Genomic DNA, 16,186 nt, shown 5'->3' with positions numbered 1-16,186 from the left:
TACGCTGACACCGACCGCAACTCCAAGGTGGTATTCTACAACTTACCCGATATGAAACTTTTCCGATCCGGGAGCCTTTCAACACCCTCCGATTTGACAGCGGAGGCCTCACCACCCATGTTCGGGTCGAAGCGGCCGACGCGAATCTCGTCGAATTCGGCCCATAATTTCCCCGTAAGTTACTGGAACTACATGAATATCGTTATTGTGGAGTCGCCGGCGAAAGCCAAGACGATCAACAAATATCTGGGCTCGTCCTACGAGGTTCTGGCCTCGTTCGGCCATGTCCGCGACCTGCCCGCCAAGAACGGTTCCGTCGATCCGGACGCCAATTTCAAGATGATCTGGGAGATCGATCCCAAGGCGGCCGGCCGGCTCAATGACATCGCCAAATCGCTGAAGGGCGCCGACCGCCTGATTCTCGCCACCGACCCTGATCGCGAGGGCGAAGCCATCTCCTGGCACGTGCTGGAGGTGTTGAAGGAGAAGCGCGCGCTCAAGGATCACAAGATCGAGCGCGTGGTGTTCAACGCCATCACCAAGCAGGCCGTCACGGACGCGATGAAGCATCCGCGCCAGATCGACGGCGCGCTGGTCGACGCCTATATGGCACGCCGCGCACTGGATTATCTGGTCGGCTTCACCCTCTCCCCCGTGCTGTGGCGCAAGCTGCCCGGCGCCCGCTCGGCCGGCCGCGTCCAGTCGGTGGCGCTGCGGCTGGTCTGCGACCGCGAGCTCGAGATCGAGAAATTCGTGGCGCGCGAATATTGGTCGCTGATCGCGACGCTGCTGACGCCGCGCGGCGATGCCTTCGAGGCGCGTCTGGTCGGCGCCGACGGCAAGAAGATCCAGCGCCTCGACATCGGCACCGGCGCGGAAGCCGAGGACTTCAAGAAGGCGCTCGAAGCCGCCGCCTACGCGGTGACCGCGGTCGACGCCAAGCCGGCCCGGCGCAATCCGCAGGCGCCCTTCACCACTTCGACGCTGCAGCAGGAAGCCAGCCGCAAATACGGCTTTGCGCCGGCGCACACGATGCGGATCGCGCAGCGCCTTTATGAAGGCATCGACATCGGCGGCGAGACCACCGGACTCATTACTTATATGCGGACCGACGGCGTGCAGATCGATCCGTCCGCGATCACCCAGGCCCGCAAGGTGATCGGCGAGGATTACGGCAACGCCTACGTGCCGGAGGCCCCGCGCCAGTACCAGGCCAAGGCCAAAAACGCCCAGGAAGCGCACGAAGCGATCCGCCCGACCGACATGTCGCGGCGGCCCGACAGCATGAGCCGCAGGCTCGATTCCGATCAGGCCAGGCTCTACGAGCTGATCTGGAAGCGCACCATCGCGAGCCAGATGGAATCGGCCGAGCTGGAGCGCACCACGGTCGATATCACCGCGAAGGTCGGCGGCCGCACGCTGGAGCTGCGCGCCACCGGCCAGGTCGTCAAGTTCGACGGTTTCCTCGCGCTTTATCAGGAAGGCCGCGACGACGAAGAGGATGAGGATTCCGCCGCCTGCCGGCGATGAGCCCGAACGACGCCCTGAAGCGGCAGTCGCTCGCCGTCACCCAGCATTTCACCGAGCCGCCGCCGCGTTTTTCGGAGGCCTCGCTGGTCAAGCGCATGGAAGAGCTCGGCATCGGCCGGCCCTCGACCTACGCCTCGATCCTGCAGGTCCTGAAGGACCGCGGCTACGTCAAGCTGGAGAAGAAGCGCCTGCACGGCGAGGACAAGGGCCGCGTCGTGGTCGCGTTCCTCGAAAGCTTCTTCAGCCGCTATGTCGAGTATGACTTCACCGCCAATCTGGAAGAGCAGCTCGATCGCATCTCCAATAACGAGATCTCCTGGCAGCAGGTGCTGAAGGATTTCTGGACCGGCTTCATCGGCGCGGTCGACGAGATCAAGGATCTGCGCGTCGCGCAGGTGCTGGACGTGCTCGACGACCTCCTCGGACAGCACATCTATCCGCAGCGCACCGACGGCGGCGACATCCGGCAGTGCCCGAGTTGCGGCAATGGCCGGCTCAATCTGAAGGCCGGCAAGTTCGGCGCCTTCGTCGGCTGCTCGAACTATCCGGAATGCCGCTACACCCGTCAGCTCGCCGCCGACGGCGAGGCCAGCGCCGACCGGTCGCTGGGACAGGATCCTGATACGGGTCGCGACGTCTGGGTCAAGGCCGGCCGGTTCGGCCCCTACATCCAGCTCGGCGAGCAGAAGGACTATGCCGAAGGCGAGAAGCCGAAGCGCGCGGGCATCCCCAAGGGTACCTCGCCCGGCGATATCGAGCTCGAGCATGCGCTCAAGCTGTTGTCGCTGCCGCGCGAGATCGGCAAGCATCCGGAAACCGGCGAGCCGATCACCGCAGGCCTCGGCCGCTTCGGGCCGTTCGTCAAGCACGAGAAAACCTACGCCAGCCTGGAGGCCGGCGATGAGGTCTTCGACATCGGCCTCAACCGCGCCGTGACGCTGATTGCCGAGAAAATTGCCAAGGGCCCGAGCCGCCGTTTCGGCGCCGATCCCGGCAAGGTCATCGGCGATCATCCCACCCTCGGCACCGTCACAGTGAAGGGCGGCCGCTACGGCCCCTACGTCACCGCCGGCGGCGTCAACGCGACCATTCCCGGCGAGTTCGAGAAGGATTCGGTCACGCTGGCGCAAGCGATCGCGCTGATCGACGAACGCGCGGCCAAGGGTGGCGGCAAGCCGAAGAAGGCCGCCAAGCCTGCGAAGAAGGCGAAGGCCGCCAAAGCCGCCGATGGCGCGGACACCGCGCCAAAGCCGAAGAAACCGGCCGCGAAGAAAGCCGCGGCCAAAACCAAATCCGAATCCACCAGCAAGGCGCGCGCAGCCGTGTCGTCGACGGCCAAGACTTCGGCCGTCAAGGCGTCGGCGACCAAGGCGGTTGCCGCCAAAGCTCCGGCCAAGAAGAGTGCCGGCACGACTTAAGAGGCTAAGTGAAACGCAAGAATGACCGTGGCTTTCCCGACCGGGACGCCATCGTCGCCTTCATCAAGGCAAACCACGGAAATGTCGGCACCCGCGAGATCGCGCGGGAGTTCGGCCTGAAGAACGCCGATCGCGTCGAGCTCAAGCGCATGCTGCGCGAGCTCGCCGATGATGGTGTCGTCAAGAAGAAACGCCACAAGATCTCGGAGCCGGACAGCCTGCCGCCGACGCTCGTCGCTGACATCACCGGCCGCGACGCCGACGGCGAGCTGATCGCCTCCCCCACCGAATGGGACGAGGTCGAGAGCGGCGAGCCCCCCAAAATCATCATCCAAATGCCGCGCCGGCCCAAGCCCGGCACTGCAGCCGGCGTCGGCGATCGCGCGCTGCTGCACGTCGAGCCGTCGAACGAGAGCGAAGGCCCGGCTTATCGCGGCCACATCATCAAGGTCTTCGACAAGACCAAGACCCGCATCCTCGGCGTGTTCCGCGAGCTTCCCGAAGGCGGTGGACGGCTGATCCCGGTGGACAAGAAGTCTGCCGACCGCGAACTGAACATCGCCCCCACCGAGACCCACGGCGCGCAGGACGGCGACCTCGTCAGCGTCGACATCGTCCGCTCGCGCGGCTTTGGCCTCGCCTCCGGGCGCGTGAAGGAGAAGCTCGGCTCGGTCAAGTCGGAGAAGGCGATCAGCCTGATCGCGATCTACGCCCACGATATCCCGCTGCAATTCTCGCCCGCGGCGGAGCGCGAGGCGGAAGCGGCCGAGCCCGCAAATCTCAGGGGACGCGAGGATTGGCGCGACGTTCCGCTCGTCACCATCGATCCGCCCGATGCCAAGGATCACGACGACGCGGTGCATGCGCAACCCGATCCCGATCCGAACAACAAGGGCGGCTTCATCGTCGACGTCGCCATCGCCGATGTGAGCTTCTACGTCCGGCCGGGCACCGCGCTCGACCGCAACGCGCTCGACCGCGGCAATTCGGTCTATTTCCCCGACCGCGTCGTACCGATGCTGCCCGAGCGCATCTCCAACGATCTCTGCTCGCTGGTGCCGGGCGAGCCGCGCGGCGCACTCGCGGTGCGGATGATCATTGCGCCGGATGGACGCAAGCGTTCGCACAGCTTCCACCGCGTCCTGATGCGCTCCGCGGCCAAGCTGAATTACGCGCAGGCACAGGCCGCGATCGACGGACGGCCGGACGACACCACCGGTCCCCTGCTCGAGCCCATCCTGAAGCCGCTTTATGCCGCCTATGCCTGCGTCAAGCGCGCCCGCGACGAGCGCGATCCGCTCAATCTCGATCTGCCCGAGCGCAAGATCCTGCTCAAGAGCGACGGCACGGTCGATCGCGTCATCGTGCCTGACAGGCTGGATGCGCACAAGCTGATCGAGGAGTTCATGATCCTCGCCAATGTCGCGGCCGCCGAGATGCTGGAGAAGAAGTCGCTGCCGCTGATCTACCGCGTGCATGACGAGCCGACGCTGGAGAAGGTCCACGCCCTCGCAGAGTTTTTGCAGACGCTCGACGTTCCCTTCGCCAAAAGTGGCGCGCTGCGCCCCGCTCTGTTCAACCGCGCGCTGGCGCAGCTCGAAGGCCAGGACCACTTCCCGCTGGTCAGCGAAGTCGTGCTGCGCGCGCAGGCGCAGGCCGAATATTCCGCGGAGAATTACGGTCATTTCGGCCTGAACCTGCGCCGCTACGCGCATTTCACCTCGCCGATCCGCCGCTATGCCGATCTCGTCGTGCACCGCGCGCTGGTCCGCGCGCTCGGTCTTGGCGAGGGTGCGCTGCCCGACAGCGAGACGCCGGAAACCTTAAGCGAAGTCGCAGCCCACATTTCGGTGACCGAGCGGCGCGCGATGAAGGCGGAGCGCGAGACGGTCGACCGGCTGATCGCGCATCACCTCGCCGACCGCATCGGGTCGACCTTCCAGGGCCGCGTCTCCGGGGTCACGCGCGCCGGCCTGTTCGTCAAGCTCGCTGATACCGGCGCCGACGGGCTGATCCCGATCAGGTCCTTGGGCACGGAATATTTCAACTATGACGAGGGCCGCCACGCCCTGGTCGGCACGCGCAGCGGCACCATGCATCAGCTGGGTGACGTGGTCGACGTCCGGCTGATCGAAGCAGCCCCGATCGCAGGCGCGCTGCGCTTCGAGCTGCTGTCGTCGAGCGGCGAGACCGCACCGCGCGGCCGCAGGTCATCCAGTCCGCAGCGCCGTCCCTCGTTCATGGCGCATCCCGGACGCAGCCCGAGCAAGCGCAAGCCGGAGAAGAAATCCGGCAAGGCGAAGAAGGGCAAAAGCAAGGGCAAGAGCGGAAAGGGCAAGGCCTGGTAGCGATGAACACGGTCCCAAAGATCTGGACGCGCGAGACCGGCCTGATCGAAAAGCGCGATCTTTGGAGCGCGATGCGGCGCGGCTTTCGCGGCCGCTGCCCGCGCTGCGGCGAAGGCAAGCTGTTCCGCGCCTTCCTGAAGACGGCGGACAATTGTTCGGCCTGCGGCCTCGACTTCACCCCGCATCGTGCCGACGATCTGCCCGCCTATCTCGTCATCGTCATGGTCGGCCACGTCGTGGTGCCTTCCATCTTGTGGATCGAGACCAATTACACCACGCCGATCTGGCTCAGCTTCGCGGCCTATCTGCCCTTCACCTTCGTCGCCTCGCTGGCCTTGTTGCAACCGGTGAAGGGAGCTGTGGTCGGCTTGCAATGGGCTCTGCGCATGCACGGGTTTGACGACAGCCCGCCGGATGGTATTCCGCCGGTGTAGCCAAATAAGCAAAAGCGGTTGCGGGTGAGGACATGACGGATATTGCGCAAGGGGAAAAGGCCAAGATTCACGAGGGCAAGGAAGCCGACCACCATCCCTATTTCCGCCCGAAGGATGCCGCGACACTGATCCTGGTCGATCGCAGCGGCGCCATTCCAAAGGTTCTGGTCGGCAAGCGCCACGACAAGGTGGTGTTCATGCCCGGAAAATTCGTCTTCCCCGGCGGCCGTGTCGACAAGGACGACCATCGCGTGCCCTGCGCGGCGCCCATCACGCCCGAGCTGGAAGCCAACCTCGCCAAGGGCAGTCCGAAGACACCGGCCTCGCGCGCGAAGTCGCTGGCGATCGCCGCGATCCGCGAGGCCTGCGAGGAGACCGGCCTTTGCCTCGGCCGCAAGGCGGAGGGCAAAGTGCCGAAGCTCGAGGGCAACTGGAAGCCGTTTGCGGACGCGGGCCTGTTGCCTGACCCATCAAGCCTGTTCCTGATCGCGCGCGCGATCACCCCGCCCGGCCGCGTCAAGCGGTTCGATACGCGCTTCTTCACGGCGGATGCCTCCGCGATCACCCACCGCGTCGAGGGCGTGATTCATGCGGACGCTGAGCTGGTCGAGTTGGTCTGGGTCGAGCTCGGCTCAAAGCCGCTTGCCGATCTGCATCCGATGACGCGCAACGTGCTCAACGAGCTCGACACCCGCCTTGCCACCGGCCCGCTCCGCCACGACGCGCCGGTGCCGTTCTTCCATTTCTACGGCGGCAAGATGCAGAAGGATGTCTTGAGCTGACCCAGCCGCAGATTTTTTGAGGCCCGCTCACGCGATCAGCACATTCAAGGCCGCACCTCTGAAGGCGCGGTCTTCGCTGCCGCCTTGCCCGTGACCGATCGCCCAATGCCGCGGCCACGAAAGCTGCTCCAGGCCTTGCGCCGCCGCAGCAGTGAACGACGACCAGAGGGAGGAGTTGTGATGGCGGTACAGGAGACCGCCGGGACCCATATCCGGATAGATCGTGACGTGGATATCGAAACCGTCGCCTGCTGGAAGATCAGGTCCAAACCAATAGGACGGACTACGCCCCGGCTGACGACCAACGATCGCTGTCAGGGTTTGCTTCGGCCCGCGGAGCCCGAGCCAGAACGGCGCGATCGAACCAGGCGCGAAGGCCGTCAAAATCGTCTGGGCCGACGCGACATCGGTCGCGGCGCTTTGCCCCAATAGTCTCAGCTCGATCCGACCTCCGCTCTGCACACACCCGCTCAACGGCGCTTCGACATCTCCGAGCGGCAGCTCTCTCCACCCGGCAGGATCAGGATCGGGCAACGGCCATTCCATCCGCTCCCTGACGGCGCCGTCGATATCGAGCACCTGATAACGCAGGCCTTGCTCGTCAAGCGCAGCCTGAACGCAATGCAGGTACTCGACGCCTTCCGGCATCCTGTGGGCCGTTCCCGCGCCCGCAGTGCAAATCTGCAGGACGCCGCGATGCGCCTGCACGTCGAAGGCGAGGATGTGGCTGCACAGATAGGCCAGCACGTTTTGGTTCACCAGGATGTCCCAAAACGGGCGAGAATATTCGTGGCCGATCTCGCGCTGATACGTCCCCGTAAAGCCGTTGATCGGAAATACCGGATGATGGCCAAGCACGAGCTTATGTCGGGCGTCGCCATGTTCCCGGAGCGTTGCTTCCAACCAGGCGAGTTCGACATGGCCTTCACCGCCAAGGCCGCTCCAGAGTGTGTTGACGAACACCATCAAGAGGTCGCCGCGCCGCACGAAATAGGAGAGGCCGGCTTGCCCCGGGGGGCCCATTGTTCGGCAGGTCCAGCACCGCGCGAAACACTGCCTCGCTCATCAGATCATAGGTCGTGTGATTGCCGGTTGTGTGCCAGATCGGGGTGGCCGCACGGTCGAGCCATGCCATTTCCGTATCCAGCCAGTAGCGCCACTGCGCGCGCAGCACGCCCGGATCGGGCGTTAGTCCGATGATTTCATCGCCCGGAAACAGAATGAATTCAGGTTGCGGTCTTAGACGTTGAACGACCGCATTGACCGAGGCGAAGGTCTGTTCGTGCGGTGCAGCGGGCACGCCCGAACAGGAGTCGCCATAGAGAAGAAATTGGTGGCCCTTGCCGCGCGGCAGAATCGCGGGAATGGAATCGTTCACTGAGGTCTTTGCCTTCCATTGCGGTGTTCGGCCGCGAGGATGGCAATTTCCGCAATGGGTAGCAACAGCTCGTGACTGGCCTTAATCAGGAATCATCAGGCTCGGTCCCGACATAGTCGCGCACCGGAAGCTTCAGCGACCGCCCGAGCTCGTTGGCGAACTGGTTGGCCTCGTCGCGTTTGGTGAAGCTCATCAGCGCGATGGCCTCGGTGCCCTTGTTGCCGCAGAGATTGACGTCATAGCTCGTCAGCTCCGGATCATCATCGTCGGTAATGCTGACGAAGTGATAGTCGGCGAGATTGCGGTGATTGCGAATGTTCAGCGGGCCGAACTGCCTGGTGATGACGATCTGGCGCAGCGTCTCGTTGAGCACGACAAAAGTGCGAAACGTCAGCAGGATGAGGCCGGGGATGCCGACGAGCAGCCCGAGCCCCGTGAACACCAGCACCGGCACGAGATCATCGGCCAGTCTCCCGAAGCCGGAAAAATCCTGGCGCAGGCCGAGGCCGACGTTCCACAGCAGATAGACGCTTGCCGCCAGCAGCGGCAGCGACAGCAGCCGCCCGATCCAGGGCATCGGCCGGTCGATACGGACGATCCTGTCATCGGTCATTGCGTCGGCCATGTCATGCTTCCCCACGAGCTCATGGCTTGGTCGGCGCGAGCGGCGGATCGGTTCGAGGCGTCAGCCCCACTCTCCACCGTCATTCCGGGGCGCGCCTCTTGGCGCGAGCCCGGAATCCATCTCTCCACGATGTCTGCGGCCTGATGGATTCCGGGCTCGCCGCTACGCGACGCCCCGGAATGACGGGATTGTGCTGAAGGTGTCGCGAAAAACAAAATAATCTTCCCGCCCCGACGATGGCGGAGTTCCGCGGCATCCCTATGTCTTCGGCGACAACACCCAGAACGGACACCGCGCGATGGCACAACGGCAACTCAAGCTTAGCGCGTTCATGCGCCCGATCAGCATCCACACCGGCGCCTGGCGCTATCCGGGGGCCTGGCCTGACGCCAATTTCAATTTCGGCCACATCAAGACGCTGATCCAGAAGCTCGAGGCCGGCAAGTTCGATGCCTTCTTCATGGCCGATCACCTCGCCGTCCTGAACATGCCGGTCAACGCGCTCAAGCGCAGCCACACCGTGACCTCGTTCGAGCCGTTCACGCTGCTGTCGGCGCTCTCCGCGGTCACCGCGCGGATCGGGCTGATCGCGACGGGATCGACCACCTTCGACGAGCCCTATCATGTGGCGCGGCGCTTCGCCTCGCTCGACCATCTCAGCGGCGGCCGCGCGGGCTGGAACATCGTCACCACATCCAATCCCGACGCGGCGCTGAATTTCGGCCTCGACGACCACATGGAACATGCCGAGCGCTACAAGCGCGCCCGCGAGTTCTACGACGTCGTCACCGGCCTGTGGGATCCTTCGCCGATGACGCCTTCGTGCGCGACGTCGAGAGCGGGCTGTTCTTCGAGCCGTCGAAAATGCATGTGCTCGACCACCAGGGCAAATATCTGAAAGTCCGCGGGCCCCTCAACATCGCCCGTCCCGTGCAGGGTTGGCCGGTGATCGTGCAGGCCGGCGCGTCCGAAGACGGAAGGCAGCTCGCGGCCGAAACGGCGGAAGCCGTGTTCACCGGCGGCGGCAGCCTCGCCGATGGACAGAAGCTCTATGCCGACATCAAGGGCCGCATGGAGAAGGTTGGCCGCGATCCCGAGCACCTCAAGATCCTGCCCGGCGCCTTCGTCGTGGTCGGCGACAGCGTCGACGAGGCCAAGGAGAAGCGCGCCCTGCTCGACAGCCGCGTGCATTACGAAAGCGCCATCGCCTCGCTCTCCGTCATCCTCGGCACCGATGCCTCCGGCTTCGATCCCGACGGCCCGCTCCCCGAAATCCCGGAGACCAACGCCAGCAAGAGCGGGCGGCAGCGGATGGTCGATCTCGCCGCCCGCGACAAGCTCACCGTGCGCCAGCTCGCCCACCGCGTCGGCGGCTATGGCGGGCTGTCCTTCGTCGGCACGGCCAAGACCATCGCCGACCAGATGGAGGAATGGCTGGTCGGCCGCGGCTCCGACGGCTTCAACATCATGTTCCCGTTCGTCCCGGCGGCCCTCGACGATTTCGTCGACAAGGTCGTCCCGGAGCTGCAGCGCCGCGGGATTTTCCGCAAAGACTATGAAGGGCCCACTTTGAGGGACAATCTGGGCCTGCCGCGACCGAAAAACCGGTTCTTCGAGGGGTGATTGGGCCGATTTGAGTAGTTCTTGGGCCCAAAAACCTTGACACCAAGCGGTTTCTGGCTAGGTTGCCGGCCAACGCGGGCCGTTTGGCCGGCTCCAGATTCCCTATTTCCTGAGGTTCAGAACATGGCCAAAGCGGTCACCATCAAGGTCAAGCTCGTGTCCTCGGCCGACACCGGTTTTTACTACGTCGCCAAGAAGAATTCGCGCACCATGACCGACAAGCTGGTCAAGAAGAAGTACGACCCGGTCGCGCGCAAGCACGTCGAATTCCGCGAATCCAAGATCAAGTAACATCGCGGGACGTTGAAGACTTTTGCGGGGCCCTTGCGGGCCCCGTTTCATTTTTGGCCTCCCCTCGCGACCAAAACGTGCGAGCGCGCCAGCGCGCGACGTCCGCGCACGAGACCAAAGTTGACGCGCTACGCTTTCTCCGCGCCGTCATTGCGAGGAGCTCTTGCGACGAAGCAATCCAGAGTGCCTGCGCGCAGGGATCTGGATTGCTTCGCTTCGCTCGCAATGACGAATGTGGTTGAGCGCGCGGTCCCTCTCGCCAGGGCCGTTCGACGAAGGCAGGCCGGGCCGGGAGAGACAGCAGGGCGATCGCATATGGCATTTTCGGCGGTCTGAGCGCGCGCCTCGTCCTTCGAGACGACCGCTTCGCGGTCTCCTCAGGATGAGGCTAAGCGGCATCGGAGCCCGTTGAAACTCCTGCCGCACACTCGGTCCTCATCCTGAGGGCCCGCCGAAGGCGGGCGTCTCGAAGGATGGCCACAGAGAAATCGGCTCCATATGCGATAGCCCTGGGAGAGGCAGGGTGAACGGCCCGCTAGCCCAAGCGTTATCGCGAACGCCCGCCCCTCCTCGAGGTCTGCATTTCAATGGGCGATGTGAGTCAACCGGAGCTTGACCATGACAGCACCACTTCACCCGCCCGGTCCTGAAGCTGCACTGACCACGCCCCCTTCGGCCGCAGCACCGCGAACGCAACCTTCCACGCTGATTTCTCACAATTTCAGCACGCCGCGTCAGACAACGCACTACATCGCGTGCGGGCCGGCCAACGGACCGTTGATGATCTTCCTTCACGGCTGGCCGAGCATCGGTTTGATGTGGCGCGCCCAGATGGACGCATTCGCCGCCGACGGCTGGCACTGCGTCGCGCCTGATCTGCGTGGTTTCGGCGGCTCCTCCGCGCCTGCATCCAACGACGCTTACGCCATCGAGGAAGTCGTGGCGGACATGACAGAGCTCCACGACCATCTCGGCGGCAAGCCTGCGATCTGGGTCAGCCACGACTGGGGCGTTGTCGTGGCCGCTGAGTTGGCGGCGCATGAGCCGGAGCGCAGCCGTGGCGTCGTATTGACTTCGCTGGCCTATCAGCCAGACGGGCACGTCTTACGCACGGTCGTCCCTCTGGTAGACCGGACGATTTATCCGGCTGACCAGTATCCTGATGGTCAATGGGACTACTACCGCTACTACACGACGCATTTCGAGGCGGCGGTCGCCGACCTCGATGCAGACCAGGCGGCATCGCTGGCTTCGATCTTCCGGCGAGGCGATGCCGCGGGCGTCGGCAAGGTTTCGCCGAATGCGGTGGTCACGCGCAACGGCGGGCGCTTTGGCGCCGCGCACCGCGCATCGCTGATTCAACCCGACCCGGCGCTCTGGCCGCCGGCGGACTTCGACGTGCTGGTGCAGGCATTCAGGGTTCACGGCTTCCGTCCCTCCTGCGCGTGGTACCTGAACGATGACGCCAACATCGCTTACGCGCGCAGGGCGCCGAATGGCGGCCGCCTGTCGCAGCCGGTGCTGTTCGTCAACGGCGACTTTGACCAGATCTGCAGCATCACTGGAAATCGCCAAGCCGATCCGATGCGCGCGGCCTGCGCGGACCTTACCGTGACGAGTCTGCCCTCGGGACACTGGCTGCCGCTGGAACGCAAGGCCGAACTCATCCAGGCCATCCGCAGCTGGGTGGTGAGCAAAAATCTCTTGGGCTCAGCACCGAAGGCCCGGAAGCGGCGGTAGACGCCAGGCTGGATCGACGTCCGGTTTGCCTGCGGCAGCCGACATGAGATGTCTTAAGGCGACCTCCGGCTGAGGGCCAATTCGGAAGTCGGCGGAATTTGACAACGCGACGTGTTACAGATGACGAAAAGCGTCGCTACAAAGCAGGTGCCTTGAGATGCGGTTTCTTTGTGTCGCGATGGTCTCGGTTTGCATTTGGTTATGTGTAATCGGGCCCAGCCAAGGTCGCGCCGCAGATATTGAGCAGCTTCTCAAAGACGGTCGAGTACCCGGGCTCGCTTTTGCTATCGTACGCGGCGGCAGCATTGCCGAAACAAGAGCCATAGGTGTACGTGACGCATCGACAGGTGCGCCGGTCGACGGGAACACGATCTTCGAAGCCGCTTCATTATCCAAACCGGTTTTTGCCTATGCCGTGTTGCAACTTGTCGATGCGGGGCTATTGTCGCTGGACACCCCCTCTCGATGTACGTGCCCAATTACGTCAAAGATGATCCACGTGCGGCATTAATCACCGTTCGCGATGTTCTCAGCCAATCATCGGGCTTACCGAACTGGCGTAGCGAGACGAATCCTCTCAGGACGTATTTCATACCGGGCGAACGATTCAGCTATTCGGGCGAGGGATTTGTTTGGCTCCAGCGCGTCGTCGAGAAAATGACGGGTCAGCCTTTAAATGAAGTCGTGACACGTTTGGTCTTTGATCCGCTGGAGATGAGGCAATCCAGTTATATCTGGCGGGCGGACTTTGAGGCGGATTTTGCGCTTCCACACGACGCCGAACCTGCGCCGAGTCATAAAGAGCGGCCTTCAAAAGCCAGAAGCGCTTCCACCCTGCACACGACGGCGGCGGACTACGCCCGCTTCCTGCAAGCGGTTCTATCCGGTGCTCGTCTCAAACCTGACACTGCGAAGCAATGGCTCGAACCGCAAGTCAGGCTTCGACAGCGTTGCATTCAATGTCTTGCAACCGATGCAGCGGACTCAGATCAGCACATCGCATGGGGTTTGGGCTGGGGGCTAGAACCCGATGGGGGTTCATTCTTCCACTGGGGTGACAACGGCCAGTTCAAGGCGTTTGTGATCGGATCAATGAAGGATCATTCTGCCCTTGTTGTCTTCACGAATGGCTCCAACGGGATGGCGATCATGCCGGATGTCATCGATCGGCTTATGCCGGGCGACCACCCGGCATTCCTATGGCTCAATTACTCTCGAAATGTGAGTGGCGGCGGATTGTTTGATTGGTTTCGCATGCGCCGGAATCGTTGAGTCGATTGAATTTTGCATGCAGACGGCGCGAAGTTCGGTTCGGGCCACGAGCAGACTCGTTTGCTCTTGTCGTCCAAGAAAAGCCGGCTCGCGGCGGCCAGAGGTTGGAAATACATTTCGATCGCTACGCTAGCGCGGACTGCGCAGAGCCTAGGCTATAATCAGGCGGTGATCCGGTAGACTCGCGCCTCGCCCTCGACGCCACGCAGCGGCGCGTCGAACTCCTCGACATCGTGGCCCGCCAGCAGCTGGCGAACAGCGGGCGCAGTGTAGAGTGCTTCCGTGAGACAGATTTCGCCGGCGTCGGCGAATGATTGCACCCGCGCGGCAATATTCACGGTCTGGCCGAAATAGTCGAGATTCTCGTTGAGGGTCACGGCGATGGAGGGCCCGCAATGTGCCCCCATTTTGAGCACGACGGCGGGCTGGCCGTGCGCGGAGTTGAACTGCCCGATGTCCCGCAGAATGTGCAGCGCCGCCTCCACGGCATCCACCGGTCGGAAAAACGCAGCCATGACGGCGTCGCCGATGGTTTTCACGATGGCACCCCCATGCCGATGGGCAATTGCGTCGAGGAGAGCGAAATGTTCGCGCACGAGAGCATAGGCATTAAGATCGCCGAGGCGCTCGTAGAGCGCGGTCGAACCCTTCAGGTCCGTGAACAGGAACGTCACCTGCCGAACGCCGAGGCCCTCCTCCTCATCCACGCGCTCCGAGCGGAAGAGCTTGCGAAAGGTCTGACGCGTCAGCAGCATCCCGCCCGAGACGTAGGGATCGAATTCGAGCGTCGGCTTCTCTGGCATTTCCAAGATTTCGGGCGGCCAGTTGATCAGGAGCAACGAACCGCGCTTAGGGCCGGCGTTGCTGATTTCGAAGACGACAGGCCCCGACGGGACGGCCGAAACGGCGGGCGTAAACCGCTGTCCGTCATAGGTGATACGAACGATCGTCGGAGTATCCGGCGTCTGCACGGCAGCGGGAGCGAACGCGACCGGGAGCGTAAAGCCCGCCTGCGTCTGGACATTGACGCCTGAGACCGCGCCTTGCCCAATATCGGCCTGTAGCGTCGTTGTCAGGCCGGATGGCAGATAAGTCATTCCGCGAACGAAACCGCGCAAGACATCGACAAATCGGGTGTGTCCGCCGGGCAGCCGTCCGCTGCTGGCGAACTTGAGCTTCCAGTGCAGATCTTCGATCGAGAGATTATCGACGTCATACAAGGCGAGGCGCCGAATTTGCGGCGAGACGGAGAAGGACACTTCGATGAAGTCGTCGAGTTCGGTTTGACCCTCGATATCGCAAAGCCCGCAGACGAAATGACTGCGGAGCGCACGCAGCCTCCCGAAGCTTTCTAGCACCAGACCCGAGTGGGGGCAGAGAATGTCCCAATGCATGTCGACCAGCCCCGCGCGAGCGGCATGGAGAAACAGATCGATCGACTCCGGCTCAGGTACACTGCGATCACGGGCGAACGCCAGCGGATTGGCGCGGTACAGGCTGACGTCGTCAGCGCTGCGGATCAGCGTTTCGAACTTGGAGATGACCCGCGGGCTCCAGGTGCGGGCCTGCTCGATCTGTGTCATCTTGCTTTCGAGAAGACGCTCGTCAATGGATGTCATCGATCACCTCCTGACCATGGCAATCTATCAGCTTCGCCAGGTCCTCGCGAGCCATCCGATGCTGCACGGCCTGTTGCACTGCAAGGATTTTCAATCCGCCCATGTCGCTTATGGGTGACAAGCGGCCTTTCGGCATCCCGGCTGCTTACTTCCAATTGAGCTCCGGAGCGGACATCACCGGCGCCGGTCAGGAGGTCCGAGATGGGCACACAGTGGACCAAGTGCGATTCCCAAAAGCCTCATGTGGGACTAGCTCGTCGGGCTCGGCACGCAATCATCGGCAGCTTTCCTAGCCGTAAATTGTTTCGCCACGCTCGAGCATGGCTACGAATTCCGCAATCTTGCGCGCCCTCGTCTCCGCTTTTTTGACGTTGCCTATTCGGTACAGGATTGCGTAGCGATTTCGACTATTCACTGTTGCAAAGAATGCGGACGCCTTCGGGTTGTTGTCCAGCGCCTTCTGGAGGTCGACGGGGACTTCGGCCTGACTCGCCGGAGCGTAGGCGCCCTCCCACCGGCCATCTGCTTTTGCGGCTTCGATTTGCGCCAGGCCCGCAGGTCTCATACGCCCTTCCTTGATGAGCGCGAGCGCTCTGTTGCGGTTCAGCGCCGACCACTTGCTACGCGATTTGCGTGGCGTGAAGCGAACTAGCCAGTGTTGGTCGTCATACTTTTCCAGCTTTCCATCGATCCAGCCGTGACAGAGCGCAGCGTCAACCGCTTCTGCTTTCGTCAGTTTCGCTGTTGTCGCCGCCTTCTTGGCGAACTTGATCCAAACGCCGACGGCATCGGCTGGTTGAGCCGCGAGCCATCTTTCGAGTGATTTTTGATCCGCGAAGCCAACAACCGGCAAGCCTGATCGTTCTTCCGTCATGCAGCGCCCTGCTTCTCCATCGACCCGGACCGATACTGCCGGAATCCGTGTGGAGGTCCACACGCGCAATTGCCGTCTCTCGCTGCCAACGGTTCCATCACGTCGCACGAAATCCGGATTGCGCTGCACTCCATCCGGGCTACGGAAATTCCATCCGCTCGCTTTAGCCCGGATGGAGCGCAGCGCAATCCGGGACGGACCATCCCCATGGCATGCAGTTCGGTCCGGCGACAGCCTATGCCGTCCGCAGCA

General features: G+C 63.1%; 11 protein-coding genes and 3 pseudogenes. 9 read left to right on the top strand and 5 right to left on the bottom strand.

Going from position 1 to position 16,186, the window contains the following annotated elements:
- Window positions 1–192: 192 nt before the first annotated feature.
- From topA to AB8Z38_RS04090, 4 genes and pseudogenes are all read left to right on the top strand, one after another.
- Window positions 193–2,948 (top strand): annotated as a pseudogene (gene topA / locus AB8Z38_RS04105) (type I DNA topoisomerase).
- An 8-nt stretch (window positions 2,949–2,956) separates the two neighbouring features.
- Entirely contained in the window at window positions 2,957–5,296 is a 2,340-nt protein-coding gene (gene rnr / locus AB8Z38_RS04100) for a ribonuclease R (protein ID WP_369723242.1), read from the top strand.
- Window positions 5,290–5,730 carry a DUF983 domain-containing protein gene (locus tag AB8Z38_RS04095; RefSeq protein ID WP_369726736.1) on the top strand — a complete coding sequence of 147 codons (441 nt, stop codon included), beginning with the start codon at window positions 5,290–5,292 and terminating at the stop codon, window positions 5,728–5,730. Before rnr ends, AB8Z38_RS04095 begins: the two co-directional genes overlap by 7 nt.
- Window positions 5,731–5,762: 32 nt before the next feature.
- Window positions 5,763–6,512 carry an NUDIX hydrolase gene (locus AB8Z38_RS04090; protein ID WP_369723241.1) on the top strand — a complete coding sequence of 250 codons (750 nt, stop codon included), beginning with the start codon at window positions 5,763–5,765 and terminating at the stop codon, window positions 6,510–6,512.
- A gap of 27 nt (window positions 6,513–6,539) precedes the next feature.
- Here AB8Z38_RS04090 and AB8Z38_RS04085 read toward each other — a convergent pair whose 3' ends face one another.
- From AB8Z38_RS04085 to AB8Z38_RS04075, 3 genes are all read right to left on the bottom strand, one after another.
- Window positions 6,540–7,478 (bottom strand): hypothetical protein, encoded by a 939-nt coding sequence (locus AB8Z38_RS04085; RefSeq protein WP_369723240.1) that lies wholly within the window; start codon window positions 7,476–7,478, stop codon window positions 6,540–6,542.
- Window positions 7,438–7,890 (bottom strand): hypothetical protein, encoded by a 453-nt coding sequence (locus AB8Z38_RS04080; RefSeq protein WP_369723239.1) that lies wholly within the window; start codon window positions 7,888–7,890, stop codon window positions 7,438–7,440. The genes AB8Z38_RS04085 and AB8Z38_RS04080 overlap by 41 nt, the downstream gene beginning before the upstream one ends.
- A gap of 85 nt (window positions 7,891–7,975) precedes the next feature.
- Entirely contained in the window at window positions 7,976–8,515 is a 540-nt protein-coding gene (locus AB8Z38_RS04075; protein ID WP_369723238.1) for a hypothetical protein, read from the bottom strand.
- Window positions 8,516–8,813: 298 nt separating this feature from the next.
- Between AB8Z38_RS04075 and AB8Z38_RS04070 the strand changes: the two are divergent.
- The 4 genes and pseudogenes from AB8Z38_RS04070 to AB8Z38_RS04055 all read left to right on the top strand — a co-directional run bounded on the left by AB8Z38_RS04070 (window position 8,814) and on the right by AB8Z38_RS04055 (window position 13,441).
- A pseudogene (locus tag AB8Z38_RS04070) lies at window positions 8,814–10,138 on the top strand (LLM class flavin-dependent oxidoreductase).
- Between the two features lie 123 nt (window positions 10,139–10,261).
- Window positions 10,262–10,429: a 50S ribosomal protein L33 gene (rpmG, locus tag AB8Z38_RS04065; RefSeq protein ID WP_045008041.1), complete on the top strand. Its 168-nt coding sequence runs from the start codon at window positions 10,262–10,264 to the stop codon at window positions 10,427–10,429.
- Window positions 10,430–11,047: 618 nt separating this feature from the next.
- Complete coding sequence (locus AB8Z38_RS04060; protein ID WP_369723237.1) at window positions 11,048–12,169, top strand: alpha/beta fold hydrolase; 1,122 nt, start codon at window positions 11,048–11,050, stop codon at window positions 12,167–12,169.
- 157 nt (window positions 12,170–12,326) lie between these two features.
- Window positions 12,327–13,441 (top strand): annotated as a pseudogene (locus AB8Z38_RS04055) (serine hydrolase domain-containing protein).
- 161 nt (window positions 13,442–13,602) lie between these two features.
- On the opposite strand, the gene AB8Z38_RS04050 reads toward AB8Z38_RS04055, so the two are convergent.
- Window positions 13,603–15,060 carry a DUF5939 domain-containing protein gene (locus AB8Z38_RS04050; protein ID WP_369723236.1) on the bottom strand — a complete coding sequence of 486 codons (1,458 nt, stop codon included), beginning with the start codon at window positions 15,058–15,060 and terminating at the stop codon, window positions 13,603–13,605.
- Here AB8Z38_RS04050 and AB8Z38_RS04045 point away from each other — a divergent pair.
- A complete protein-coding gene (locus AB8Z38_RS04045) occupies window positions 15,050–15,178 on the top strand; it encodes a hypothetical protein (RefSeq protein ID WP_369723235.1) in 129 nt (42 codons plus the stop codon). The two genes, AB8Z38_RS04050 and AB8Z38_RS04045, sit on opposite strands and share 11 nt — an antisense overlap.
- 171 nt (window positions 15,179–15,349) lie before the next feature.
- Here AB8Z38_RS04045 and AB8Z38_RS04040 read toward each other — a convergent pair whose 3' ends face one another.
- A complete protein-coding gene (locus tag AB8Z38_RS04040; RefSeq protein ID WP_369726735.1) occupies window positions 15,350–15,625 on the bottom strand; it encodes a YdeI family protein in 276 nt (91 codons plus the stop codon).
- Window positions 15,626–16,186: the final 561 nt, after the last annotated feature.

Origin of the sequence: Bradyrhizobium sp. LLZ17, assembly GCF_041200145.1 — a bacterium.
GTDB lineage: Bacteria > Pseudomonadota > Alphaproteobacteria > Rhizobiales > Xanthobacteraceae > Bradyrhizobium.
Note: the sequence above shows the minus strand (reverse complement) of the source record. Positions and strands in the feature narration are given on the sequence as shown.